We start from the raw sequence: 25,330 nt of genomic DNA on the forward strand, positions 1-25,330 counted from the left end.
CCTTTTTATTTTTATAACAATCTGTTGAAGAATTTGCAATAAATTTAACTGAAGTAAATTAGTGGTGAGGTTTTCTTGGGGAAATTGTGTTTTTTGTCTGGTTGAATTTCATTAGGTCGCGTGACTTGTCCGTGTTGTTGCAAGGTAGACCTGTCAGCCAAGGCCCTGAGGTATCTTCATTTTTTTTTGAAAAAAAATAGGTGTTGCTCCAATCAGTAGCTCGATCCGTTCGGGCTAGTCCTTCGAGAGCCTCAGGATGCTCGGGTGCGCGTAGCGCTGTCACGGAGCCTTGGTGCAAAGCACCCCTTTGGAGTGCCTCAGGACAGGCCTTCGAGTGCCCTCAGGACCGGCCTTCGAGACGTCGCTGGCGCTCCTCCTCAGGCTGAACGGTTCAGTAGAACACTGGATTGGCTCGAAATTCAACCTTGTGCAAACCGCGTATCTACACGCGCAGTTAACTGCGAATGAATATTATCAAAACCACGATTTGACATAATCAATACCGCATCGCCAGGCTGAACCTTGGCCACAATAGCGTCAACGATGCCTGTCGTATTTGGAAATATCTCATGGGGACAAGTCCAACCTTTGGCTACTTTTTGCAAATCAAATTGAGGCTCTAATACATAAGCGCCATCAACAGGCGCTAAAGCATCGGCCATTGCCTCAGCATGGACACCGGTTTTCATCGTGTAAGAAGCAAATTCTAACACCGCAAATATACGTTTATGTCGACCACTCTGTTTCAATGCGGCAATCGTTTTTGTTATAGCTGTTGGATGATGAGCAAAATCATCATAAATAGTGACACCATGCCGCTCTGATTTGACCTCTAAACGCCTTTTAACGGGTTGGAATTTTTCTAAGGCTCGTGCAGCGACTTCTATTTCAACACCAGCATGGGAACTCGCTGCCAGTGCTGCCAGTCCATTTTCAATATTAAATTGCCCAATTAGCGGCCAATTTACCTCGGCAACCGCTTCGTCTTTATGCCAAATGCGAAAAGATTGTCCATTGTCATTGAGTAATTCAGCGCGCCAAACCGCTTCTCCCTGAAAAGCGAGATCTTCCACCGTTGAAAATACCCCGCGCGTTAAGACTTCGTTCAGCGCTGCATCATCGCGTGGCTTGATCACAACGCCTTTGCCGGGAATGGTCTTTAAATAATAATGAAACTGCTGCTGAATTGACGGAAGATCGGTATAAATATCCGCATGATCAAATTCCAAATTATTTAAAATAGCAATCTCGGGTCGATAATGCATAAGCTTTGGGCGCTTATCAAAAAATGCAGAATCATACTCATCCGCCTCAATGACAAACCAATCGCCTTGGCCTAAATAAGCACTTGTATTAAAATTCGGCGCTACCCCACCAATAAGAAAACCAGGTTGTTTACCCGCTTGTTGTAGAATAAAAGCAAGCATCGACGTGGTCGTTGTTTTACCGTGAGTTCCTGAAACCGATAAAACGCGATAACGAGTTAAGATGTTTTCGGCTAACCATTGCGGACCTGAGATATAATTTTTTCCAGCATTAAGTACGGCCTCAAGGACGGGCATACCTCGTTTGATCGCATTCCCAACGATCACACAATCTGCTTTTAATGCTTGCGTGCTATCTTCATAACCTTCAGTCCACTCAACTTGCTTGGCTTGCAATAAATCACTAACAGGGGAATAGCAATTCGCATCACAACCAGTCACCTTAAAACCTGCCTCTCTCGCTAATATAGCTAAAGCACTCATAAAGGTTCCACCGATACCTAAAATATGTAAATGCATGTTGTTCTCCACGAGTAGCTTTTACTCTCATTGCCAAAAGGAAACTGTTAAAATATTACAGGCTAATAATCCAAAACTTGCTAATACAGCACTTAAATAATCCACTTCCAAGGCGTGTTTATAAATGTGAACTGTGACTAAAAATTGCCAGATCGTGAGCAATAAAGTCAAAATTAAATACACAACTCCTATGAAAAAGCCTAGCACTTGATTTAGATCCGCATTCACCAGCATTGGGGTTACTATCAATAAAGGGAATGCGAAAAAATGGATTATCATGTGGCTAATTAAAAGAGCTGTCAAGGTTTGTTGCAAACGAGAAGCTTTGACATTAATTTTCAGCAAAACATAGCTATAGACAAAATAAGAGAAAATTAAAGTTAAACCAGATAGAGCGGAGGCTATTGGATTAAATTCTTGTTTAATATCAGCAAGATACCATTGAAGCACAATTATTATAAAAAATAAAACAGAGACTAGGATTAATAACAGCGATGAACAAGGCGTATTCGCCGGACTCTCTTTTAGCAGAGCAACCTGCCAGTATCGCTTAAAAACTGCCTCCCACATAAAAATATCCTATTAAGTAAGTCCCGTTTAAATATTTCTTCTTGTTTTGATAGTCATTATATCGGGAAAATATATTTTATCTTTATACTCTCGAAGAAAATTCTGTTTTGAATGCCTATACTTTTTTTAACGCTTTAAATAAATTGCCATTAAGGAAAATATAAGATGCGTCTAAACAGGATCAAACCGACAGCACTCTCTCCAGAGCAAAAAGATCTTTATCAGGATATGAAAAAAGGAATCGAAGCCCATTTCAAAGGTTTTAAGGCAATCGATGATGACGGCTCCCTCATTGGACCTTGGATTCCTTGGTTAAAATATCCCAAATTTGGAGGCCCGATGTGGGAGCTAGTTAAATCCCTTTCCCTGTCTCCGGGTTTGCCTAAATCAGTGAGAGAAGTTTCAATTCTGACTGTCGGTGCGAAATTTCATGCCTCTTATGAATTGTATGCACATATCTTGATGGGGAAAGACCATGGTTTAGAAGATGAAATAATTACTACCCTAGTAGCCGGCCAACGTCCGACTACTTTAGGCGAAGAGGAGGCCCTTGCTTATGACTTCACTTCTTCTTTACTTGAGGGTGGCGTATTACCCGAATGGATTTATAAAAAAAGCGTGGATCAATTTGGCGAAGAAGGCACCACAGAATTAATTTATCTTGTGGGACTTTATTGCATGGTGTGCTTAACACTGAATGCTTTTGATATCCCTGTGCCGGAATAAGAGGAGTCGCTGCAAGCCATCTAGATCGAGGGCGAATGATTAGCTCGGGCTGCATAGGCTGCGGCTAAGCGCTTTCTTATAATATTGACCTCTTCGACCAAAGGTTGTTTCCAAGGTCCTGAAATTTTATAAGAATAACCACTGATCTTTTGCATACCCTGATTAATTATCTTGCTTGCGACCCAGGTTGCAAAACCAGCCACTGGTCCCCCAGCTATTGTCGCCACCACCGGCAAGCTCGCTGTGATATGAGGCGAAATTCTTAAATCCACATTATACAATTGTTTAGAGATATCTAAATTCCCTTTCATCGAGGCATAGGCTACTGGGCCATCAATATAACTATCCTGCGTCGTCATAACACCATTAGTAACATTAAAGCTACCTTCTAAATGATCAAAGCTATAGCCCCCTTTGGCTAGATCACTAAAATCTAATTTAAGACGTCGAGGTATAGTTTGCAAACTTAGGATACTCAAAAGCTTACCCAAGCCCAGTTTTTCTTCTGTTTGCGAACTTAAATTCGTGATCCGTCCGTCTTTAAAGTTTATTGCTACTTCGCCATTTATTTTTGCCAGTGAGAAATCATGAAGCGCGCCGGGCCATCCGCCCTGGAATCGTAAATCCCCATGCTTCGCTTCAACGGCTGGACTGATTTTCCAGCGCCGTAGACTTGTGGCTAGGTCATTGATATGTAAATCAGCCTCAAGCTTCGTCGTATTGGTTTTCCCGACCTGCTTCCATTCACCTTTGGCAGTTAATAAATAGGAGGGGGAGGTTATTTTACAATATTCAAGATGCCAACGATCAGGAGTCGATCTCCCTTTTAAGCTTACATCTCCTAAATCTAAGGCACCTAATTGAAAAGAGGCTATACGTATATTCAGGTTTGGCATATCGATAGGTTTTAAAGTTGATTGCGTTTGCGGCTCAGTTGGTTTTACCTCAGCAGATTTATTTTCCAGATGCAATTTATCAAATTGTCCTGTTAAAGTATTTGAAGTAGGTTTATAGCGCAAATTAGCATTTACAGTTGCGTGATTTAAGCGAATTGACCAATCTCCGCTGGTTAACTTCGTTGCTTTGACAGCTAACTCATCGTAGCTTTCCTTCCATATTTTCGCTTTTTGCAACTTAACATCGATTAAATTTAATGAATTGACTAAGGTGCTTTGGCCAGCTAATTTAGATAATTTCGCTTTGACTTTTAGCCATTGATCTAATTCAAAATTAGGTAAGGCTCCTATTAGTTGCAGACCGGATTGAGATCTCCCCTTCGCCTCTCCACCTCCCAAACGTATTTTCCCTTTCTGCAACTCAAAAACACCGCTCGGTCGAGTAAACCATAAATCGCTACTTAATTGATTATCATAGTTAAATCGCAACCTCACTACTCGCTCGGGATTAAAATCAATGTCGACTCTAAGGGGGTTTTTTTTCTCAATCGTTTTGCCCAAAGGTGCAGGTAAATCAATGCCAAGACCTTCTAAAGAAGTGTTCACATGCAGATGATCTAAATCATTCGGATCATCCGTTAACTGGAGCACCCCATCTATCCTAACAGTGCCATGCATCAATGATAAAATCGGTAAATTAAATTTATTGTTGAGTACCTCAATGTTAGGCTCTCCTGCTATTTTCACCTCAGTATAAAGGACAGGCTGATGAATCGATTGAATCGCTAGTGTCACAGGATTATTTAAAATCTGCGCTTGCAAATGACTACCTAAAACACCACTTTGATCAAACCGTAAATCACCGGTTAACTCTTCTAAATTCACATCGTCCATGCTGTGATGAACATCGACTTTATTATTTTTAAACTGAAGCTCACCAAGAACTAATATACGGTCATTTTCAGGATAAAGTGGGGCTTCTAATTTGAGATCTAAATCAAGCAAACCTCTTATTTTCAACATGTTTAAAGCAGATAATTTTTTTTGTAGCGGTGAACTCCTAATGTAGGACAAAGCTTTTTCACCGGAAGTATTCATCTTGCTATGAACCAGCAATACTTCACGATCCGAGCCTAAATTGTTTATCAGCACAGATACCTGATTAGTTTTCACATCTTTTAAACTGGCATTGACAATATCTGCTTCTAAAGTGTTTTTATTCACTTGTAAGTAGGCATCAATATTTTTTGTTACTGGCCACTTTGGCGCAAAAACTAAATCGACATTGGTTAAGTGACTTTTAATTGAAAATTCACCCGGTTGTTTGTCGAAAGGAAAATCAGCTAAAGCTCCGTTAACATTGATTTTTCCTTCGACTTTGCCTATCCGTTTAATATCGCGTTTAAGCCAGGTATTTAATCTAGGTTTTAGGTATTTGGAAGGTAAATAGGGTAATAATCGTTGTGCATTTTTTGCTGAAAATTCACCGGTTAAATTTAACTGGCCTGAAGAAGTCGCAGTCACTTTATCTATCACGCCTCTTAGATTCAGCAGGAGATTGCGATGATTGATAATAAAATGATCGAGATTAATGCGTAAACCATCGCTCAGTGTTTGCCAATTAATCGCAGCACTCAGAGCAGATAAGGTCATCGACGGTTGGTTTTTCTGCGTAAGCACTGTTTTGTCGCCCCCTAACTGCAACATTCCTTCATGAGGCTGCCAATGAAGGGCGCCCGAGAGCTTATCAACACCTGGATAATCAGTCTGAGATGGCCAACCCAAATTGGAAAAATTAGTCAGTACAGATTCGAGTTTGCCTTGTTTAATTTGTATCTGCGTATCATGAAATAAGCCATGAGGCTTCATCGCTAACATTGGAGTTAAGGCTTGCGGCCAAGAAACAGCAGTGGATAGCAAAGATTCAAGTAAAATATTTTTCACGTACAGTAGGTAGGTATCTGTCGTTTTTTGGTAACGCAACATCAAATTATTCTTAGGCCAAAAGGTATCGCCAAGTCGTAAATGAATCCGATCGCTCGCTAATTCCCAGCCCTCAGTGGTCGGTTTCCAGGCTAGATTCGCTTTCAGGATTTTGATTTGCTCATTACTCTGTGTTTCTTTGTCAATCCAAGCAACATTATGCATGCGTAATCTTGCCTGTACTTTAGCAACTTTCCCTTTTAACAAATCAGCCCATAATTGAACATCTCCCTTGCCGTCCAATAATTGCAGCCCTGATTGCCCAACAAAACCCTGCCATTGAGCAGGAAGTAAATGTTGAATTGAGAAAAATGCCTGTCCTGAAGTTTTATCTAAGGCATAAGGGTCTATCTTTAACTCTGCCAATAACTGAAAATTAGTCGCTGCGGTTTGAGCAAGATTTCCTCGCCCTTTGATAGTATAACGCCCTGCTTTATTCACAATTTGTAGATTCAGTTCGCTAAGAGGAATTAGAATTCCATCTTGCATATAAAGATGTGCTGAGAGATTTTTTATAATGATTTTTTGCTGGGCTAACATCCATGCCAATACTGGTTGAGCAGCCTCCCAGCTTATTTTTGGACTGTTATAACTATCTATGCCATCAATTTCCCAGCCTTTTTCATTTTGATGAAGACTCAAGTGTAAATCGTCGATGAAAAGCACGCCGGGCTGAAACTGCCAATGCCAAAGTGAACTAAATAAATTAATACCAACTAGCAACTTGCTTAATTTGATAGTATCTTTTTTGCCGTCGGAGATGCTCACTTGATTTAATTTAATGACTGGTTCAAACCAATACCAACCTGTTTCCATGGTAGCAATAGTCACAGACTCACCCATCACTGTTGAGAGATGCTGCTCCACTTCCGTCTTGTATTGTTTAGCCCAGGGAGTTAATGCACGAAAAAGACTCGAAATGATAGCAGCTGTGATAATCAAACAGGCCAGAGTTATCCAGCATCGTTTTAAAAATTTAGCCACTGTGTTTTGTCGAATTATTGCTAGCCTTACTGTTCCATTGTTTTTGCGCGTACTCATCACTCTCCTTTTGTTCTGCGCGTTCTTTCTTGGTATTTTCTTGTTGTTCAACACGCTCTATTAGCCGTTTAACAGCATCTTGTTCTGATTTTGCTTGCAAATAAATCGTTTCACATCGTGAACGTTGTTTCGCAAGCTGTGCCAACTGCTGATTTATCTGCGAAAGAGCTGAGTCGAGCTGAGCAATAAAATTAATTCGATTCCGCACATTCCCCACAGTACATCCATTATCTCCAATGTCACTTAGCTGTTGCACATAATCACCACGATAACCTAGTAATTGTTCGTGTCGAGCCTTGCCAGTAATAAATTGTTCTCTAGCTCGTACTAATTGTTCAGCAGCCAAACGTGTAGTTTGTTCCTTTAACATCAGCAATTGCTGTAAGCGACTAATCCGTAGACTCATAATTTGGACCCTCGATCTTTTCCTTAAGATTAATACCGCTAAAGCTATTTAGCACAATATTAATATATGCTCAAGATGTCTCGGATTGCTAGATTTTGAAGGATCTTAAATGGTTTTGCAAAAAAAGGGGGTTTTTAGGGCTTTTCTTTGCAATGGCAAATCAATTTGTTTATAAATTAAACTTTTTCAACCGAATTCGCAAGTTGACTAAGTCGATCGATACTTGTTTCAAAATCTACTTTTTCATTCATATCCTGCGCAATATATTCTCTAATTTTTTCGCGGTAGGCGATTGCCTTATCTAACTGCTGATCATTTCCCTTGGTGTAAGCTCCTAACAAAATAAGATCTTTATTTTTCTCGTAGAGGGAAAGATATTTTTTTAATAACAGCATCTCTTTCATTTGGGTACTAGGAACAATCGTTGGCATAACCCGACTGATAGAAGCTTCGATATCGATTGCCGGAAATTGGCCCGATTCAGCCAGCTCACGATTTAAGACAATATGGCCGTCAAGGATAGCTCGTGCCGCATCGGCAATAGGATCTTGCTGATCATCCCCTTCGGTAAGAACCGTATAAAAGGCAGTAATAGAACCACTGCCGGGTTTCCCCATTCCCGCTCGTTCAACTAATTGAGGCAGCTTCGCAAAAACAGAGGGAGGATAACCTTTCGTGGCGGGCGGTTCGCCTATAGACAGGGCAATTTCACGTTGAGCCTGAGCAAAACGAGTTAATGAATCCATGAGCAATAACACATGCTTCCCTTGATCACGGAAATATTCAGCAATACTCGTTGCCACCATAGCGCCGTGCAAACGCATGAGGGGACTCTCATCTGCGGGTGCGGCTACAACCACCGCGCGCTTTAGCCCTTCTTTACCTAAGTTAGTTTCAATAAACTCTTTGACTTCTCGCCCCCGTTCACCAATCAAGCCAACGACTACCATGTCCGCAGCGGTGAATCGAGTCATCATACTGAGTAGCACCGACTTTCCTACCCCGGACCCGGCAAATAAACCTATTCGTTGTCCACGTCCAACCGTTAAAAATCCATTGATGGCTCGAATTCCTACATCCATTGGTGTATCAATGATCGCCCGTTTAAGTGGATTAAACGGTTGGCTATGCAAAGGATAATCCTTTTCAACATCTGGAATTTCACCCTCGTCGATAATAAGCCCGGCACCATTCAGTACTCTACCGAGCAAAGCATCACCCACCCCCACTTGCGCAATTCGACCGCTGGGTACTATTAACATTCCCGGGCCTATTCCTTGCGTATGACCTATAGACATGAGATAGGCATTTTCATTATCAAAACCAACAACTTCGGCTTCTACTCTTTCTTTTTTATTAATTTTTACCCAACAGCGCGCACCAACAGGTTGATGAAAACCTCGCGCTTCCAAAGTCAAACCAATCGCTCGGCTAACCCGACCGCAAATTACCAAACCAGAATCCTTCCTAGAGCGTATTGTTTTTAAGGTTTTAAATGCTTGAGATTGATAGTTCGTCATAAATTTTAAACGTTTGTTGAGTCATCGCTATCTTCTTGAAGATAGGATTTAAATAGTTTTTGTAAGCGAGTTTTTACTCGCCCATCCAAATCGGTATAGTCACTTTTTAAATAAAAATCGCCTTGGGCTAAAGAGGCATCAGGCATTAAAAACTGAGTTAAATTAAAATTTTGGGATTCTTTTAATTCCTGCGTTAAATAGTCCACATCGACGGGATTCATGAACAGCTGCTTATCCCCCTGTAAAGCTGGCAGTTCTTGCTTTATCATCTCAATTAAAGCAAATAATTTTTCAGGATGGATAGATAATTCTATACCTATACAAGCCTCACAGACCCACAATATAGTTTTTACAATTTCTTGATTTAATTGACTATCCACTAAAGCCACTGGGTGCTGTAGTAGTACTATCCAATTGTTTAGCTCTTGCTTTAGTTGCTGAATATCCGCAGCCGCCTGTTGTAGCCCCTCTTGATAACCTGCTTGTTTTGCTTCTTCGCGTAAGCGCGCGCATTCTTTTTCTATCTCCACCTGAGGATCAACAGGCTCGATGACCTCTGGTTCGGGTCCTCTAATATCCCAAATATTGAAAGAATCTTTATCTTTTTCTTCGTACAAAGGTTGAAAATTATTTTCCACGTTTAGTCTCATTTTTCATTTTTAACTGTTTTGGTTGAGTAAGACGCAGGGGATCAAATCATCTCATCGCCCCCTTTTGTACCCAAAGCAATTTTACCCTCTTCGGCAAGGCTTCTCGCAATAGCTAAAATGTCACGCTGGGCTTTTTCAACGTCGCTCACTTTCACTGGACCTTGCATTTCTAGATCATCACGAAGTAAATCGGAAGCGCGTTTGGACATATTGCCGAAGATCTTTTCTTTCACAGGCTCTGTCGTTCCCTTCAAGGCCAACATTAATTGCTCGGTTGCAACATCGCGTAATAAAGTTTGTACACTCCGATTGTCCATGTCGACCAAATTTTCAAAGACGAACATTTTGTCTTTGATTTTATTACAAAGTTCTTCATCCCATTGATTAATTTTGTCCAATACTTCCGATTCAACGGAACCCTCAAGAAAGTTAATGACATCGGCAACGCTTTTAATGCCTCCGACAGAAGCGATTTTTCCCACTTTCTGACCACTTAATTGTTTTTCAATAACATGTCCAAGCTCTGAAATAGCCTCAGGCTTGACAGTATCAATCGTACACATGCGCAATAAAACTTCAGCACGCTTTTCATGAGCAAAATAGCCCACGACCTCTGCGGCTTGCTCACTGTCTAAATGAATAAGAATAGTTGCGATAATTTGCGGATGTTCGTTACGAATAACATCTGCTATTAAACGGGCGTCTAACCATTTCAAACGGTTAAGACCGCTATCTTTATCGGAAACTAAGATACGATCGATAAAAGGAATTGCATTTTCTTCACCTAATGCATTAATGAGAATGGTGCGTAGATAATTCTCTGCATCAACGGTTAGGCTTGTTTGATCTTCAATGGCGTTTAAAAACTCACCGAGTACACCTTGCATTTTTGCTTTACTAACGCTGCTCATTGTCGAAATAGCCATGCCCACTTTCTGTACCTGTCTGGGTTCGAGATGTTTTAGCACCTCGGCAGCATTTTTTTCACCCATCCCTAACAGCAAGATTGCCGCACGCTCGATTCCATCCATAAATCTATCCCCGCTCCACCCATGTTTTAACAACTTGTGCAACTCGTTTAGGTTCTTTATCCACCACTTGTCGCAACAAAGATAACTGTGACTCATAATCGCTGGCATGCGGTAGCATATCTTGTGCTTTATAAGTTAACTCTCCTAATTGCTCTTCTTCCTTTTCCTCTTTGGTTACACCAGCTAAATTTTTGAACAAGGGCCTAAACAAACCGAAAACAATACCGAGTACAAATAACGCAGCTGCAATCTGTTTAATTATCGACCAAAAGGAGTCCTTTTGCCAAAAATGAAGGTCAGGTATCACAGGAAGCGGCTCGGGTTTCACAAAATGGCTATTGACGACATTCAAGCTATCACCACGACTTGTATTGATACCAATCGCATTAGCAACCAGCATCCTAATTTGTTGAAGTTCAGGCTCAGTGAGGGGCTTAGCTACCTTCTGCTTTGTTTTCGGATCGGTAACTTGTCTGTCGTCCACTAACACTGCAACGGTTAGACGCTTAACCATGCCTGGCTGATTTTTGGTATGAGAGATTGTTTTATCTAATTCGAAATTCTTTGTACTTTGCGTGCGGTAATCTTCCGAATTTGAATTAGCATTCGCATTTGCACCGCCAGGTCGCTGATTAGCCCCTCCTTGTCCTTGATTTTTATTACCCTGCTGCGGAGGAGGAGCTTGATTATTCTTAGATTGTTGTAAGGCTGCATTCGCAGGCGGTGTGTTGGATAAAGAACCAGGCACTCCAGAAGCCGAACTGCCAGAATTACGTTTTTCCTCCATTTTTTGTTCGCTGCGTAGGGAAGTTTGTTCTGGGTTGTAGCTCTCTTGAGTTTGTTCAAAGGAAGTGAAATCAATATCAGCCGCAACTTTTGCCCTAACGCGTCCATACCCAAGCAGCGGAGTTAAAATATCTTGAATTTTCTGCACATATTGCTTCTCAAGTGTCTGACGATAATCCATAAATCGTTCAGTATCCGTAAATAAGGTTTGCCCCCCGCCTTCACTAAGTAATTGACCATTTTGATCAACAACGGTAACGCGGCTGGCAGAAAGATTTGGAATACTTGAAGCAACTAAATTAATGATTGAAGCGATTGTTTGTTTTTTTAATTCGAGACCGGAATAAACATCAATAAAAACAGAGGCACTGGGTTCGCGATTATCTCTAACAAACGCGGATTCTCTCGGAATAGCTAAATGCACTCGCGCTGACTTAATATCATGAAACTGACTGATAGTGCGCGCCAACTCTGTTTCTAACGCTTGTTTATACCGTGCATTCTCCATGAATTGACTGGTATTAAAGGTATTATTGCCCGCAAACAATTCATAGCCAGTTCCAGCGCCTCGCGGCAAGCCTTCTGCTGCCAATTTCATACGCGCACTCTGCATGTCGTCAGCAGTTACCATGACTTGGCCTAGATTTTTATCGATTTTGAAAGGGATACGATCTCGTTGCAAAAGCTCGATAACCTCAGCAGCATCACGTGAGTTAATATCGTTATATAAAGGCAAATAATTAGGCTCGCGCGACCACAATACAACCGCCATACCAATAGCGATACTAGCCGCAATTCCTGCCAACAAGCCTACTTGTCGGGGAATGGATAGATCAGCAAATCTCGCAGCTGCGCTTGAAGCACTGTCGGCCAAGGCCATATTAAACTCCTGTAAACCGTATTAAATCGACATATTCATAATGTCTTGGTAAACCTCGACCAATTTATTTCGGACGCGCAATGCCGCCTCAAAGCCTAAACTTGCTTTTTGAGAAGCTACCATAACTTCACTAATACCAACGTTCGCATCGCCCATTTCATAACGAGATTTCAATGCATCAGCCGATTGATGCAATTCATTCACTCCATTGAGTGCGCGTTGAAAAACATTGCCGAAGGATTCTTGGACAGCCCCTAACTCCACACTGGGACCTGCAGCCTTCGTTGACATTAAACGCATTTGATTCATTAGAGATACAGCATTAACTTCGCTCATACGCCTCCCTTCTTCACGCATCGCAGGCTCAGTTGCTCGATGCGGCTGTTCATCCTTTTAATTCACACTGTATAGCCTTCTTCACGCATCTTAGCTAATTTGTAACGTAAAGTACGTTCACTTACGCCTAAAATCTCCGCAACTTGTTGGCGATTTCCTTGATGTTCCTTTAAAGTTTGCTCAATTAAATCAAACTCATGATTTTGCAAACTTATCCCATCTTTTTTATTTTTAGAGCTTGGCTTACTAGTATTTGTGCCTGATTCTATAAGCTCTTCGGCTTCCGACATAGGCAGTTGTAGATGAGCCACTTCAATAACGCCACTGGTTTGGAGAACTATAGCTCGCTGCACCACGTTATCTAATTCTCTGGCATTACCTGGCCAGCTATATTCTAAAAGCGCAGTCTTAGCCTCATCACTTAAAGAAGGAATTAAAGGATAATTATTTTGACAATGGCGACGTAGTAAATAATTCGCCAAAGGAAGAATATCACAGCTTCTTTCACGCAGCGGTAGCCAATGCAAGGGAAAAACATTGAGACGGTAATACAAGTCTTCACGGAAACGACCGCCCTTCACTTCTTCAAGTAGTTTTCGATTCGATGTCGCTAACACCCGTACATCGAGCTGAATCAATTTATTAGCGCCAATACGCTCGACTTCTTTTTCTTGTAATACCCGCAATAATTTCGCTTGTAAGCTCAGACTCATTTCACTCACTTCGTCAAGTAAGAGCGTGCCCCCCTGTGCCTGTTCAAACTTACCAGGCGTGGATTTGTAGGCTCCCGTGAATGAACCTTTCTCATAACCGAATAGAGTGGCTTCTAACATTTGCTCAGGAATCGCAGCACAATTAATAGCAATAAATGGGTGTTGCTTGCGCGGGGAATGATCATGAATGAAATGCGCTAACACTTCTTTACCTGTCCCACTTTCGCCACTGATCATTACTCCAACATCTGATTGAGCTACTTTCAATGCCATAGAGAGTAAAGCCTGGCTTTTAGGATCTTGTGCTACAGGCTGACTATCATCCTCAGTTAAAGCCGGTTTAATGTAGCGATTAATTTTTTCGGTGAGAGCATGAGCACTGAACGGTTTTTGTAGATAATCGACTGCGCCATGACGCATAGCGGCTACCGCATCTTCAACTGAGCCGTGTGCAGTCATTAGAATGACCGGTACACCTGGATTACGGCGTTGTATTTCAGCAAGTAATTGCTGGCCATCCATTTTATCCATGCGGATATCACTTAAAACAATGGCTGGGCTATGGCGTTCGAGCATAGCAAGCGCTTCCTTGCCATCTTTTGCTGCCAGATAAGAATGACCTGCAAGATTCATTGTCTCTGCAAGTGCTTCGCGTAATACGGGATCATCTTCAACAATTAATACATCGCTCATGAGCAAGTCCTTTGTTCAAAATACCATTATCCTAAATTCGCTAATAAAATCTAGAGATTAATCACGTTCCGAATTATCAGTGATTTGTAAATTTGCATCATTAATCTCAATTTGAATTTAGATTACTCTGGTAGATTAATCGTTATACAACTCCCTTGACCTGATGAAGAATTTAATAGAACTTCTCCACCATGCGCCTTTACAACTGCATAAACTACCGCTAATCCTAAACCTGTGCCTTGGGCTTTTGTTGTGAAAAAAGGGGCAAAAGCCTGTGCTTTGATTTCCTCTGACATTCCTATACCATCATCAGCGATGATTAATTGCAAGCCTTTTTCTATTTGCATAATAGTCAGGCTAATGCAATTTGCTCGCGCTTGCAAAGCATTAATAATTAAATTTAACACAGCTCCCGTTAAAGATTCACTATGTAACGATATCCACTTATTTTTAAGCGGGTTATTAATGATCAATTCTGCCGCTGCCGCTTGAATCAATGGCTGTGCTCTGTCCGCCAATTGCTCACACCAAGCTTGCACAGAAGTTAAAACCGGTTCGACCGATTCGCCTTTAGCAAACAACAATAAATCACGAATTTGTTTTTCAATACTCGCATGGCAGCCTTGCAATCGAGTTAACCATTCGCTGTAGCGATGATCATCAAAAGATAAATTGGCTAAATGGTCCGTATAAAGGATTGCCGACGATAGCGGAGTTCTAATTTGATGAGCTAATTGAGCAGTCATTCGGCCAATCGCTGCCAAGCGTCCTTTATGCGCTTTAGCTTGCTCATAAGCACGAGTGGCTGTTAAATCAGTCAGTGTGACTAATTGTCCTGGCAAACTATTTAAAGAAGAAATAGCGACATGAACTCTACGTCCATCCACTAAAGACACTTCATGGCCATCATCTTCGCGCGGTGCAAAAACCGTTTGAATCACTTTCCGCCAGGCTAGACCCTTCAAACCTTTACCTAGTAAAATTTCCGCAGCGGCGTTTAGCCAAAGGATAGATCCTCGTGCATTCAGTACCACAAGACCACAAGGTAAGTTCGCTAAAATATCTTGTTCTGGCAAACTGATTTCATTCTTTACTTGTTCTGTGGGCACTTCCATATCATAGTCTTTTTTATAGTATTTTATAAATTTAACAAAATCTGCAACAAAATCAAAATACTAGAAGGTTGGGCCTTGGCCCATGGCTGTCATGGCTAAAGTGATTCCCCTCGCAATGCCGACAGCGCACGTAGTTGCTAGCCGTTTTAATAATTCCTAAGTTATACCTCATATTTATTTTTTCTTTATCATATAGGCAATGAAAACGAAATTGAGTTGTAAATATGAGAGCGAAAAACGAAGTTAAATTTGTTATTAATACTAAAGATGACGTATTAGTTCAATCACATAAAGGTAAACTAACATTCAATGGAGCAACCAAACCTCTTAAAAGTCAAGCTGGATATTCATGCACCATTGCATCGCGTGAAAGACTAAGAACTTTTTATGGAAAAGATGCTGAAAAAAGCATTTTTCCTGCAGAACGAAAAAGGAGAGAAGCTGAATTAATTCTTAAAAAAATTAAGGTAATTATGGCAACAATACCATGGGATTTTGGCGCTTTATGTGAAGAAAGTGTTCGAGGTTTGGAAAAAATGGGTTATGACCCCTTGACGGAAATTTATAAGAATTCAGTTTTTATCAGAGAAAAAAAAGTATTTGCCCATTTTATACGCAGGATGCGCGCCGATAAATTTTATACTATGGCAAGCATTGAACTTCAAGGAAGATGGGCTTTGTTTACTCTAATGGACAAAATGGATCAGACCTTTAATTTCAAAAATTTAGAATGGACTATTGAAGATGGGTTTGAAGGATTACAACAAGCATTAAGAGATAATGGACAAATTATTTTCCAAGGAAAATATGGTTCATGCTTTCATGGTAGATTAAATACCAAATGGCACGCAAAACAAAGTTCAGTAGATAGAGAGGTCTATTTTTTTAAACCAAATACGCTACGCAATTCGCCATGGACTCATTGCGTAATTGTTGATCAAGCCAAAATTATTGATGGTAAGCCTTTTGTTTTCTTTAGAGATCCTAGGGATCCTTCTATTCCGGGAACTCCAAATAAAGCCTATATGCTAAGTTTTACCAGTTTTATTCAACGCCTATCCGATAAATATGGTTATGCTGGAGGAGGACCTAAAACCACCTATGGTCTAGTAAAAGAACAAGCAATTACAGAGGATTCAATCACTAGGTCGATGCCGGTCTTAGTTAATTAATTTTAAATCGCTTTCAATCAAATAGAGATATCAGTCTTATTTTATATCGGTTGAATCATTAAGATCGCGAGTAAAACTAATAGTATAAATACGATACCAATGTCAGGAGCGATGGGTATCATTATTTTAAATCTAACAGGACATGATTAAACGACCTTTTACCTCTTAAGATTACAGGCTTTAACTGCTTTGCTTTGTTCTATTTATCTATTAACCCTTAGGCAGTTGGAGGCAAAAGAGAAGAGTTTTGACTCTACAGAGGAATATAAATTTAAATCCCGTTAAAACTATTTTAACCCATGAAATCTTACATTGACAAATTCTCTTGAGCTCTGCTTATTTATATATTAGCATGTGATGAGTACGTACTAATGGAATGACAAAATAGGGATATTTATTTATGCGCCGACAATTATGCGTTTTTATTCTCTCAGCTTCGATGTTGACAACCATTGATGCAATTGCTGCTACTGCTAATCGTTCGAATATTCCAGAAGTGAAGAGAGTTGTGAATGATGCTGATAAGCCCCCTACGGTAAAGGTCCCTCGGATTAGCTCTGTATCGAATTTTGCGCCAATTGTAATTGGCGACAAAGATGCAGCATTAGCACCGGTAAAGTCAGCTAACTATTTTGAGCTAATTGGCGCTATTGGTATTGCAAGTTTAAATGCAGGGAATAGTCATTTAGGGGTGACAAGCGATGAAATAGATAAACTCGTACCCACCAATAACAATAATTGGAATACACTCTCTGCTCAATTAGGAATTGGCTATGTTTTTAACTTGCGTGGCGCCCAACGATACTCTGATCAAGTTCAATGGTTCCCTTCTATAGAACCAGAGCTGAATGTTTACTATCTATCGAGCAATTCGGGTATTAAGGGCAGTGTTTGGCGGTTTAGTGATCCTAGTTTTAATGATCTTTCTTATAAAATACCAGTCCATAGTACCCGTTTAATGTTGGATGGTGCATTAACCGTGGCATCATTAAGGCAGTTTTCTATTTATGCGATAGGCGGTATTGGTAACACGTGGAATCGCGTTAGTTATAAAGATCAAAACAATGAAAATATTGATAACGTATTTTGCCCTACACAGGAACGTTTTAATTTCAATTCGACAACTCGTTCGCGTTTTGCCTGGGAAGCAGGTGGAGGCTTGAATTTTTCATTTAATTCCCATATTGGACTTGGTTTAGAATATTTGTATGCGAATTTGGGTAAAGTGCGAACCTCAGCAGGCGGTAATTTGGGGCTTTTAACAGAGCCCTTGATTGCACCAGCTCATTTTAACCTGGACTCTCAATCTGTGTTACTTAGTTTACATATTAGATTTTAAAAAATACCGATAAGGAGATCCATAAGATGTTTAATAATGCTCGCCAGGGATTGATGATCTTAGGTTTAATGCTTCCCTTAATAACTCAAGCCCAAATTTGTAATAGCGTCTCTGAAAGTGAGGGAGTTCGGGGAGGATGTGATGTTACGTTTTCTGCCATACCAAATTTCGGTAACCTTTGTGTAGGGACAATTCTGGGCGGTACCTATACTATTACAAATAATTCCCCCGTTTTTTTGAAAATAAATTATATTCGAATTCAAAATTATGATGCATTGCCAAATGAGGCTGCCGTAATTGCTGCAGCACCTCTAAGCTGTGGCTCCTATATAGCGCCAGGTGCCTCCTGTAACATTCTATTAAACCTTCAGCCAGTTGCCTTTGGGAACTTTTATAGAGTACTTCAGATCGGGATTAATAGTCGTCAATTAGAGTTAGATGCACCAGTTATTACTTCAGCGGTAAATTGCATTACACCTCCTCCTGTTATACCACCGACACCAACTAGTCCTTTCTTCCCTACTCCGCCTCCACCTAGTCAGTTTCTTGTATCTATTCTTGGCGCGACCACCGTGACAAATGCGGGACTCTCGGTTGTTAATGGAGATGTTGACGTCTCTCCAGGCTCTGCGATCACTGGCTTTCCTCCGGGAACTGTTCTCAATGGGGCGTTTCATGCTGCTGATGCAACAGCGGCCGCAGCCCATAACGAGGCCCAGGCTTATTACAACTCTGCAGTAAGTTTACCTTGTCCACCGGGCAACAATTTGACGGGACTTGATTTAGGGGGGAGAGTACTTCCGCCAGGTGTTTATTGTTTCAACTCAAGCGCTCAGCTAACTGGAGCACTTGTACTATCGGGTGGACCAACCAGTAGTTACGTTTTTCAGATAGGATCCACACTAACCACAGCATCCAATGCGAGTGTTGTACTCCAAGGAGGCGTCACGAATGGTAACGTTACTTGGGCTGTAGGCAGTTCAGCCACAATTGGCACAGGCACAGCATTTGCAGGAATCATAGATGCTGTTGCTAGTATTACGCTAACCAACAGCGCCTCATTGCGAGGAAGGGCTTGGGCATTAAATGGAGCTGTTACGCTCGATACTAATATTGTTAACCCAACCAGTTAGCTATTCTTTTATCTCAGCGAGGGGGAGTATAAAGCTCCCCCTCCTTTTTTAAATTTCGAGAGCATTTCCTAAAAGATCTACGCACCTCAGAAATTTCTGCATGAGCAGACTTTAATTATTTCTAAGTTATTAGGTAAGTTTAAACGTAGCAGTAAAGTTAAGAATAACTTGTACTGTTTCTTCTGGCCTCTGAGCTTGAATCGAGGATTATCCGTTCATACCAAATCTAAAACCATCAATAGACAACACGGGTACAGACTCTTCATGTGAGAAAAAACTATAGCTAGGAAAATAACTTTCCGAAGGAGTCCAATGAGCTTGATTTATTCTTTCTTTCACTGAAGAAAAATCAGTTGTTACTTTAAGTTCCCATACCAGAAATTCCACAACAGATCTAAGATTCGGATCGACATTGCCAGCCTTAATATAAAAAGACAAGGCATCGTGCGTTCTTTTCTCAACTGCCTCAGGCTCATTATTGTTAAACTCAACCGCTCTAATTTTAGCTTGCAAGAGTAATCCGCAAATCAGAGAAGATAAGCCATCTTTTTCTTTTTCGTAATGTTTAATCAGCTTTTCCAGTAGATTACTATCGATCACTTTCGGTACAACGATAGATTCAAAACAAATACCCGAAACACCTTCTTTGCTGATCATCTCTCGCAGTTTTTGCGAAAGTAGTTCAGCCCAGACTTCAGCGGGCTCAACGCGTTCATTACAGTCGAGATAAAAAAATTCAGTGGCATCTGGCAAACTCTCAGCTATTTTTTCTAACTGAGCTTGTCTTGCAGGACCCAAATTACGGCTACTAAAACTAAGTTCTACCTTAGAAGCTAAAGGACTGAGCATTGATCTAACCTGCTCTACTGGTGTTTCTCTCAAATTAGGCCAATCAATAACAAGCAATACTAATCTTTCTTGTAGCTCTGCTGCTAAAACAGAAAGAAAATGAGAATCTTCGGCCTGATCTTCTATTTTAATACTTGCTTTTAAAGCTCTAACGGTCGCTGGCACGGCAGCTAAGATGCTAAGCTGTTCCTTGCGGCTTTTTCGCTCAAAATTATTCCAACATAAATCAAGTTCAAGAATATGCTCAGGGATTTTATTTAAAAACTCAACTAACTCTTCTGTACTCATGCTAGCAAAATTATTGCCACTTAAATTGAGCTTGGTCACTGTTTTAGGCAAGGCGGATATAATGGCGATTAGCTCTTCCATAGTGTATTTATTGAATTGATTAACACTTAAATCAACCGACTCAACTTCTGGTGAAACTGTTTGCAAAAACTTCGCTACTTTCTCAGCTGGTTTATCAGACAATTCATTACCTGATAAACCTAAATTTCGAACCTTTGGTAAACAATTCAGTGCAAAATTTTCAAGCTTAGCTTGACCTAATTCATTAGATCCTAAATCAAGGGTATCCAAGGGGCTGCTAAAATAACTACAAAGCTTTTTAAATTGAACCCTTGATAAATCTCTTAATTGGTTTGCAGAAATATCAATATGAGAAGACGAAGTGAGATCTTCGGTAGCAAGATAGTCAAAATTGTCCCTATTACGCTCGACTCGGTAGTACTTCAAGTAAATCTCCCTGCACAAAATTACCTAGTTTAATATTCGTTCAAAAAAATAACAATATGAATCCCATTTTCTCTAGATTTTTAGTTAACAACTTAAGCTTCAGAAATTCTATATTAATCAATAAGACCGCCTTAATAATTAATCAATAAGACCGCCTTAATAATTCCTTAAGTTATACGTCATATTTCTTTAATAATTTTTATATATCTTATGGGTAATCGAACTAAGTGGACTTAAAAATGAAAGCGAAACGTGAAGTAGAATTAGTTGTTGACAGCAAAGAAAACGTCTTTGTTAAATCCCATCAAGGTAAATTACAATTAGATGGTTCAACCAAGCCGCTTAAAGGACAACAAGGAGTGGCTTGCACCATTGCCTCGCGTGAAAGACTGAGAACTTTTTATACTAAAGATGCAGAAAAAAGCGCTGACCCTGTGGTGCGAAGAAACAGGGAAGCCCAAGTTATTCTTAACAAAGTTAAAGCAGTTATGGCATCACAGCCATTGGATTTCGACGACTTACTGTCTGAAACTATGCGTGGTTTAGAAAAGATGAGTTACGATCCTCTAACTGAAATTTTTAAGAATCCAGCTTTTATTCGTAAAAAAACAGAGCTCGCTCAATCGGGACAGCCTATAAGTGCCATCAAATTTTATAATATGGCAGGGGCTGATTTTCAAGCAAAATGGGCTTTTTTTACTCTAATGGACAAAATGGATCAGACCTTTGGTCTCAAAAACTTAGAATGGACTATTGAAGATGGGTTTGAAGGATTACAACAAGCATTAAGAGATAATGGACAAATTATTTTCCAAGGGAAATACGGTATCTGCTTTCATGGTGGTTCAAACGTTGCTAAGCACAGAAATGAAAGTACTGTAGAACGAGAAGTTTATTTTTTTAAACCAAGGACCTTGCATGCTTCATCATGGACTCATTGCGTGATTGTTGATCAAGCCAAAATTATTGACGGTAAGCCTTTCATTTTCTTTAGAGATCCTTACGATCCCTCTACTCCTGGTGCTCCAGAGAAAGCCTATATGTTAAGTTATGATAGTTTTATTCAACGCATATCAGATAAATACGGCAATATTGGAGGACCCAGGGCCACTTATGGTTTAGCATTAGAACAAGAACAAGCGAAGGACGTCAAAGAAGTTGATTCCCTTGTAAGGTTGATGTCGAACGTATCTATTTAAAACATCCTAATCCTTTTCACTCGAATGGAAACAGAATCAGAGTCATGAGCATTACCCGAAGAAGGTCTTGCTCATTTCTTCTTACTCTTTTGCTGACTCATAAAAAAACTCTACTCACCTTAAGAAAAAGCCCTTCGCTATATTTTTAATTTATTTTCTTTAATAAATAAAAGGATATTCATAGGCTCTAATCATTGCTATCATTTATAAAATAGAAAAGTGATTTAAATCGAAGAAGTACACAGCCTTATGGACAGCTTACACCAATTATTGAATTTCGTTTTACATATCGACAATTACTTACTGAGCTTTGTAGCATCTTACGGGACCTGGACTTATTTAGTTCTCTTTCTCATTATTTTTTGCGAAACCGGCTTAGTGATCACCCCTTTTCTTCCCGGAGATTCTTTGCTCTTTGTTGCCGGCAGTATTGCAGCTCAGCCGAGTTCCCCTTTGCATATTTTCGTGCTTCTTTTTTTACTGGTTGTCGCGTCCATCGTAGGTAATCAAGTCAATTATTTTATAGGACGTAGAATCGGGCCTCGTGTTTTTTCAGCTGAAACCTCCTGGCTACTTAATAAAAAACATTTAACGGAAACGCATCGTTTCTATGAAAAACATGGTGGAAAAACAATTATTCTCGCACGATTTATACCGATAATTCGCAGTTTTGCTCCTTTTGTAGCCGGCATAGGTTATATGCAGCCTTATCAATTCTCTCTTTACAATTTCAGCAGCGCTCTGCTCTGGATTGGCAGTTTACTCGGTTTCGGCTACTTTTTTGGCTCTTTGCCTTTCATTAAAGACAATTTTTCGATCGTTATTTATGGCATTATTGTGCTCTCGATAAGCCCTCCATTAATTGCTTTTCTTTATCGCAAAATCGCTCCTCGCGGACGAAGGAAGTTAGAAACCGAGACGGATCAAAATTAAATCAGTATTGAAGGGTTTAAATACAATTAGGGACAGAATTTAATTATGACAACTGCAATTACAGCAATCGGAACAGCTAATCCTGCTCATAAATATAATCAAAAAAATATCGCGGAAATTTTGGCAAATTTATTAAACCTGGGGATGGTAAAAAAACGGTTACTGAAATCAATCTATAATTCATCTGGCATAGAAACTCGGTATAGTGTGCTCGCTGATACAAGTCAAACCAAAGAACAATTTACTTTTATTCCTGATTCTACAGCAGAAGATTATCCCAGCACTTCGGAACGGATGGAAATATATCGTCAAAACGCACTGCATTTATCCCTTGCGGCGATAGAAAATTGCTTGGCAACTCGGAGTGATTTTGATCGAAAGCAAATTACTCATCTAATTACCGTGAGCTGCACTGGAATGTATGCCCCAGGAATCGATATCGAAATTATACAAACACTTAATTTAAATTCAAATGTCAAAAGGACTGCCATTCAGTTTATGGGGTGCTACGCGGCTTTCAATGGTATAAAAACTGCCGATGCTTTTTGCAAAGCCGATAAAAATGCCAAGGTTCTAGTAGTCTGTGTTGAATTATGCACTATTCATCTGCAACATAAACAAGATTTGGATAATCTTATCTCGAATGCCATTTTTGCCGATGGGGCAGCTTCTGTGTTGATTGAAGCAGAACCTCAGCAAAAAAAATACCTTAGTTTAGATGTTTTTCACTGCGATTTACTCCCTCAAAGCAATCAAGAAATGGCTTGGCATATTGGGGATCATGGTTTTGATATGGTATTAACCTCTTATGTACCTCAGGTGATCAAATCCGGTATAGCCAATTTCGTTGCCAACTTAATTGCGCAAAGTAAATTAACTCCGGAGGAAGTTGATATCTATGCAATTCATCCTGGCGGTATTAAGATTCTGCAAGCCTGCGAAGACGCCCTAGCCATTTCCAAAGAAAAAACAAAATATTCTTACGAAGTCTTGCGCAATTTTGGCAATATGTCATCAGCAACTATTTTGTTTGTTTTAAAAAGTATTTGGGATGATGTAAAACCTGTAGTCGATCATAACAAAACAATTTTTAGCTGCGCTTTTGGTCCGGGATTAACGCTAGAATCAATGTTGCTAACTATTAATAATGACGAGTAGTGGAGCCGGTAGTTTATTCGCACTAATGACAGATTTTCATGGCTGAGCTGAACCCTATTTTATAAAAAAATAATCGTCAACTCTGAAATCAATTAACACCCAACTTCAAGGGCCAGATAAGGAAGAATTGGCTCCTTTTCCCAGGTGGCTTTAGTTGCGGATTGAGGCTGCCCTCCGCCAAAAAAGCTAGCTGCCTGCTGCCATACAGTTCTCTCTATTGTCGGAATATACGCCGCATCTTTGGGAGTATGAAAAAATTTAGAGGAATAGTGACCTGTTTTAACCTTTTGGAGCACTGTATCTTTAATATCTTCAGGAATTTCTTCTTGTGGCAAAGGGAGCATTTCGATTTGATCAGCCATATCTTGTTTGTAATTATCGAGCAACCTATTCTCTTGATAAATGAAAATTGCCCCGATTAAATTAATCAGAAAGTCCGTTAAGGGTGTAGTATCAATCGGAAATAAAAAATAGGCTAGCAAACCGACAGCGGTTGCAAAAATAAAATAAATCAGTTGAAACAGAGCTAGTGATGGATTTATTTCATAAAGTTTTTTAATTGATAATACAACGCCATAAATCATATATAAAGTTAAAGCAATTGACATTGGAGTGAGTAAACTCGCCATAACCGTTATAGGGAAAAAGTTAATAAAAAGATAGGCAGAAACTCCAAGACCAATGACTAACGCTGCATTGACAACATAAGGAGAAAGTCCAGTATACTGCGATAAAGGTCTAACTATTCGGTTCACCGGACAAGCAAGTATAGTCAGTAAACTACCCGCTAGAGGTATGCTCAATATTAATGTCGACGTAAGCGGGAAAAAAACCAAAGGTAAGGTAACAAGGGCTATGAGGCCCATTATTTTTATTCCTATACGCGCAACAGCCCATATATTTAAATTTCCTTGCTGAAAATCATTATAACATTGGCTGAATTCCTGAACTAAAGGCCTTATGAGTTTTTTGGCAAACAAGTAATTGCTTACCACCGTAATTCCTAAAATAATAGAGTTTAATAAAGCCACCAGTAATTTAACCGGCGAAAGCAATTTTCGCGTAGCTAAGAGTGACCATAACTCTCCCGTCACAATGGCATTTCTATATTGAAAATCATCTAAATACTCTTCAGCAAACAAGCTAAGCATTAGTTTGCGCCATTCATGCTGATAGCTTTGCCAAACTGGCATTTCCAGTTGATTTAAGAAATAAGATCCCAGTTCTCCATTTAACCGTGACTCTTCTCGTTTTAATAATTGAGCAAGACTGATAAAAGAGGCATTTTGTCTAGCAAAATTATACTTCTCTTCTTCGGATGCAAGTATCCTGAAATCAGATAGAAGCCCTTCATAAGCCTCATCAATCGCTTCGCGTGATAATAAATCAAATGCCGTATCAGGAAGGTTAAAATCGACCACAGTAAAATAACGATTGATTTCAAGAGATTCATCAGCCTCTTCATCGGATAAAATTTGCCCGTATGCGGTAGCAATTTCCTTAAACCTTGCCTCATCACCACCTCGATCAGGATGATATTGTAATGCTAATCTCCAATATTGCTTGCGAATTTTTGCTTTTTTTTCTTCTTCAGTTAGATTGTCTAAGTCTGTCAGAGAAAGTTCAAGGGTATCTAGCAGTTCAAAATCTAAGCGCATGGATTAAAAATTCCCAATCGAATA

20 protein-coding genes are annotated in these 25,330 nt (G+C 40.0%); 7 read left to right on the forward strand and 13 right to left on the reverse strand.

The window, feature by feature from the left end; genetic code table 11:
* Positions 1 to 419 precede the first annotated feature (419 nt).
* Positions 420 to 1,784, reverse strand: a complete 1,365-nt coding sequence (mpl, locus tag Ldro_RS10190) for a UDP-N-acetylmuramate:L-alanyl-gamma-D-glutamyl-meso-diaminopimelate ligase (RefSeq protein ID WP_058496315.1) — start codon at positions 1,782 to 1,784, stop codon at positions 420 to 422.
* Between the two features lie 27 nt (positions 1,785 to 1,811).
* Positions 1,812 to 2,354 (reverse strand): hypothetical protein, encoded by a 543-nt coding sequence (locus Ldro_RS10195; RefSeq protein ID WP_058496316.1) that lies wholly within the window; start codon positions 2,352 to 2,354, stop codon positions 1,812 to 1,814.
* Between the two features lie 165 nt (positions 2,355 to 2,519).
* Here Ldro_RS10195 and Ldro_RS10200 point away from each other — a divergent pair, with 165 nt between their 5' ends.
* Positions 2,520 to 3,080, forward strand: coding sequence for a carboxymuconolactone decarboxylase family protein (locus Ldro_RS10200; RefSeq protein ID WP_058496317.1), 561 nt, complete (start codon positions 2,520 to 2,522; stop codon positions 3,078 to 3,080).
* A 20-nt stretch (positions 3,081 to 3,100) separates the two neighbouring features.
* Here Ldro_RS10200 and Ldro_RS10205 read toward each other — a convergent pair whose 3' ends face one another.
* From Ldro_RS10205 to Ldro_RS10245, 9 genes are all read right to left on the reverse strand, one after another.
* Complete coding sequence (locus tag Ldro_RS10205; protein ID WP_065235926.1) at positions 3,101 to 7,000, reverse strand: YhdP family protein; 3,900 nt, start codon at positions 6,998 to 7,000, stop codon at positions 3,101 to 3,103.
* The gene (gene fliJ, locus Ldro_RS10210) at positions 6,936 to 7,406 is read right to left on the reverse strand and encodes a flagellar export protein FliJ (protein ID WP_058496319.1); all 471 of its coding nucleotides are present in this window, start codon (positions 7,404 to 7,406) and stop codon (positions 6,936 to 6,938) included. Before fliJ ends, Ldro_RS10205 begins: the two co-directional genes overlap by 65 nt.
* A 176-nt stretch (positions 7,407 to 7,582) precedes the next feature.
* Positions 7,583 to 8,926, reverse strand: a complete 1,344-nt coding sequence (fliI, locus tag Ldro_RS10215; protein ID WP_058496320.1) for a flagellar protein export ATPase FliI — start codon at positions 8,924 to 8,926, stop codon at positions 7,583 to 7,585.
* Positions 8,927 to 8,931: 5 nt separating this feature from the next.
* Positions 8,932 to 9,564: a FliH/SctL family protein gene (locus tag Ldro_RS10220; protein ID WP_058496321.1), complete on the reverse strand. Its 633-nt coding sequence runs from the start codon at positions 9,562 to 9,564 to the stop codon at positions 8,932 to 8,934.
* Between the two features lie 53 nt (positions 9,565 to 9,617).
* Positions 9,618 to 10,607 (reverse strand): flagellar motor switch protein FliG, encoded by a 990-nt coding sequence (gene fliG / locus Ldro_RS10225; RefSeq protein WP_058496322.1) that lies wholly within the window; start codon positions 10,605 to 10,607, stop codon positions 9,618 to 9,620.
* Between the two features lie 4 nt (positions 10,608 to 10,611).
* The gene (fliF, locus tag Ldro_RS10230) at positions 10,612 to 12,273 is read right to left on the reverse strand and encodes a flagellar basal-body MS-ring/collar protein FliF (RefSeq protein WP_058496323.1); all 1,662 of its coding nucleotides are present in this window, start codon (positions 12,271 to 12,273) and stop codon (positions 10,612 to 10,614) included.
* A gap of 21 nt (positions 12,274 to 12,294) precedes the next feature.
* The gene (gene fliE, locus Ldro_RS10235; protein ID WP_058496324.1) at positions 12,295 to 12,609 is read right to left on the reverse strand and encodes a flagellar hook-basal body complex protein FliE; all 315 of its coding nucleotides are present in this window, start codon (positions 12,607 to 12,609) and stop codon (positions 12,295 to 12,297) included.
* Between the two features lie 62 nt (positions 12,610 to 12,671).
* A complete protein-coding gene (locus Ldro_RS10240) occupies positions 12,672 to 14,015 on the reverse strand; it encodes a sigma-54-dependent transcriptional regulator (protein ID WP_058496325.1) in 1,344 nt (447 codons plus the stop codon).
* Positions 14,016 to 14,137: 122 nt separating this feature from the next.
* Entirely contained in the window at positions 14,138 to 15,130 is a 993-nt protein-coding gene (locus tag Ldro_RS10245; RefSeq protein ID WP_058496326.1) for a sensor histidine kinase, read from the reverse strand.
* 224 nt (positions 15,131 to 15,354) lie between these two features.
* Between Ldro_RS10245 and Ldro_RS10250 the strand changes: the two genes are divergently transcribed.
* The 3 genes from Ldro_RS10250 (at position 15,355) to Ldro_RS10260 (ending at position 18,774) form a co-directional block, all read left to right on the forward strand.
* The gene (locus Ldro_RS10250) at positions 15,355 to 16,302 is read left to right on the forward strand and encodes a hypothetical protein (protein ID WP_058496327.1); all 948 of its coding nucleotides are present in this window, start codon (positions 15,355 to 15,357) and stop codon (positions 16,300 to 16,302) included.
* 400 nt (positions 16,303 to 16,702) lie between these two features.
* The gene (locus Ldro_RS10255) at positions 16,703 to 17,641 is read left to right on the forward strand and encodes an outer membrane protein (protein ID WP_058496328.1); all 939 of its coding nucleotides are present in this window, start codon (positions 16,703 to 16,705) and stop codon (positions 17,639 to 17,641) included.
* Positions 17,642 to 17,667: 26 nt separating this feature from the next.
* Complete coding sequence (locus Ldro_RS10260) at positions 17,668 to 18,774, forward strand: ice-binding family protein (protein WP_058496329.1); 1,107 nt, start codon at positions 17,668 to 17,670, stop codon at positions 18,772 to 18,774.
* A gap of 207 nt (positions 18,775 to 18,981) precedes the next feature.
* Here the strand turns inward: Ldro_RS10260 and Ldro_RS10265 are convergent, their stop codons facing one another.
* On the reverse strand, positions 18,982 to 20,358 hold the full coding sequence (locus Ldro_RS10265; protein WP_058496330.1) for a leucine-rich repeat domain-containing protein: 1,377 nt from the start codon (positions 20,356 to 20,358) through the stop codon (positions 18,982 to 18,984).
* A gap of 239 nt (positions 20,359 to 20,597) precedes the next feature.
* Between Ldro_RS10265 and Ldro_RS10270 the strand changes: the two genes are divergently transcribed.
* From Ldro_RS10270 to Ldro_RS10280, 3 genes are all read left to right on the forward strand, one after another.
* A complete protein-coding gene (locus Ldro_RS10270; RefSeq protein WP_058496331.1) occupies positions 20,598 to 21,557 on the forward strand; it encodes a hypothetical protein in 960 nt (319 codons plus the stop codon).
* Between the two features lie 249 nt (positions 21,558 to 21,806).
* Entirely contained in the window at positions 21,807 to 22,490 is a 684-nt protein-coding gene (locus tag Ldro_RS10275) for a DedA family protein (protein ID WP_058496332.1), read from the forward strand.
* 45 nt (positions 22,491 to 22,535) lie between these two features.
* Positions 22,536 to 23,648: a type III polyketide synthase gene (locus Ldro_RS10280; RefSeq protein ID WP_058496333.1), complete on the forward strand. Its 1,113-nt coding sequence runs from the start codon at positions 22,536 to 22,538 to the stop codon at positions 23,646 to 23,648.
* Between the two features lie 92 nt (positions 23,649 to 23,740).
* Here Ldro_RS10280 and Ldro_RS10285 read toward each other — a convergent pair whose 3' ends face one another.
* Entirely contained in the window at positions 23,741 to 25,306 is a 1,566-nt protein-coding gene (locus tag Ldro_RS10285; RefSeq protein ID WP_058496334.1) for a J domain-containing protein, read from the reverse strand.
* Positions 25,307 to 25,330: the final 24 nt, after the last annotated feature.

Source organism: Legionella drozanskii LLAP-1 (assembly GCF_001467585.1).
Lineage (GTDB): Bacteria > Pseudomonadota > Gammaproteobacteria > Legionellales > Legionellaceae > Tatlockia > Tatlockia drozanskii.

Bases quoted from the DNA above. Each gene is read 5' to 3' on its own strand.
- mpl (WP_058496315.1), bottom strand. From the start codon at position 1,784: ATGCATTTACATATTTTAGGTATCGGTGGAACCTTTATGAGTGCTTTA.
- Ldro_RS10195 (WP_058496316.1), bottom strand. From the start codon at position 2,354: ATGTGGGAGGCAGTTTTTAAGCGATACTGGCAGGTTGCTCTGCTAAAA.
- Ldro_RS10200 (WP_058496317.1), top strand. From the start codon at position 2,520: ATGCGTCTAAACAGGATCAAACCGACAGCACTCTCTCCAGAGCAAAAA.
- Ldro_RS10205 (WP_065235926.1), bottom strand. From the start codon at position 7,000: ATGAGTACGCGCAAAAACAATGGAACAGTAAGGCTAGCAATAATTCGA.
- fliJ (WP_058496319.1), bottom strand. From the start codon at position 7,406: ATGAGTCTACGGATTAGTCGCTTACAGCAATTGCTGATGTTAAAGGAA.
- fliI (WP_058496320.1), bottom strand. From the start codon at position 8,926: ATGACGAACTATCAATCTCAAGCATTTAAAACCTTAAAAACAATACGC.
- fliG (WP_058496322.1), bottom strand. From the start codon at position 10,607: ATGGATGGAATCGAGCGTGCGGCAATCTTGCTGTTAGGGATGGGTGAA.
- fliF (WP_058496323.1), bottom strand. From the start codon at position 12,273: ATGGCCTTGGCCGACAGTGCTTCAAGCGCAGCTGCGAGATTTGCTGAT.
- fliE (WP_058496324.1), bottom strand. From the start codon at position 12,609: ATGAGCGAAGTTAATGCTGTATCTCTAATGAATCAAATGCGTTTAATG.
- Ldro_RS10240 (WP_058496325.1), bottom strand. From the start codon at position 14,015: ATGAGCGATGTATTAATTGTTGAAGATGATCCCGTATTACGCGAAGCA.
- Ldro_RS10245 (WP_058496326.1), bottom strand. From the start codon at position 15,130: ATGGAAGTGCCCACAGAACAAGTAAAGAATGAAATCAGTTTGCCAGAA.
- Ldro_RS10250 (WP_058496327.1), top strand. From the start codon at position 15,355: ATGAGAGCGAAAAACGAAGTTAAATTTGTTATTAATACTAAAGATGAC.
- Ldro_RS10255 (WP_058496328.1), top strand. From the start codon at position 16,703: ATGCGCCGACAATTATGCGTTTTTATTCTCTCAGCTTCGATGTTGACA.
- Ldro_RS10260 (WP_058496329.1), top strand. From the start codon at position 17,668: ATGTTTAATAATGCTCGCCAGGGATTGATGATCTTAGGTTTAATGCTT.
- Ldro_RS10270 (WP_058496331.1), top strand. From the start codon at position 20,598: ATGAAAGCGAAACGTGAAGTAGAATTAGTTGTTGACAGCAAAGAAAAC.
- Ldro_RS10275 (WP_058496332.1), top strand. From the start codon at position 21,807: ATGGACAGCTTACACCAATTATTGAATTTCGTTTTACATATCGACAAT.
- Ldro_RS10280 (WP_058496333.1), top strand. From the start codon at position 22,536: ATGACAACTGCAATTACAGCAATCGGAACAGCTAATCCTGCTCATAAA.
- Ldro_RS10285 (WP_058496334.1), bottom strand. From the start codon at position 25,306: ATGCGCTTAGATTTTGAACTGCTAGATACCCTTGAACTTTCTCTGACA.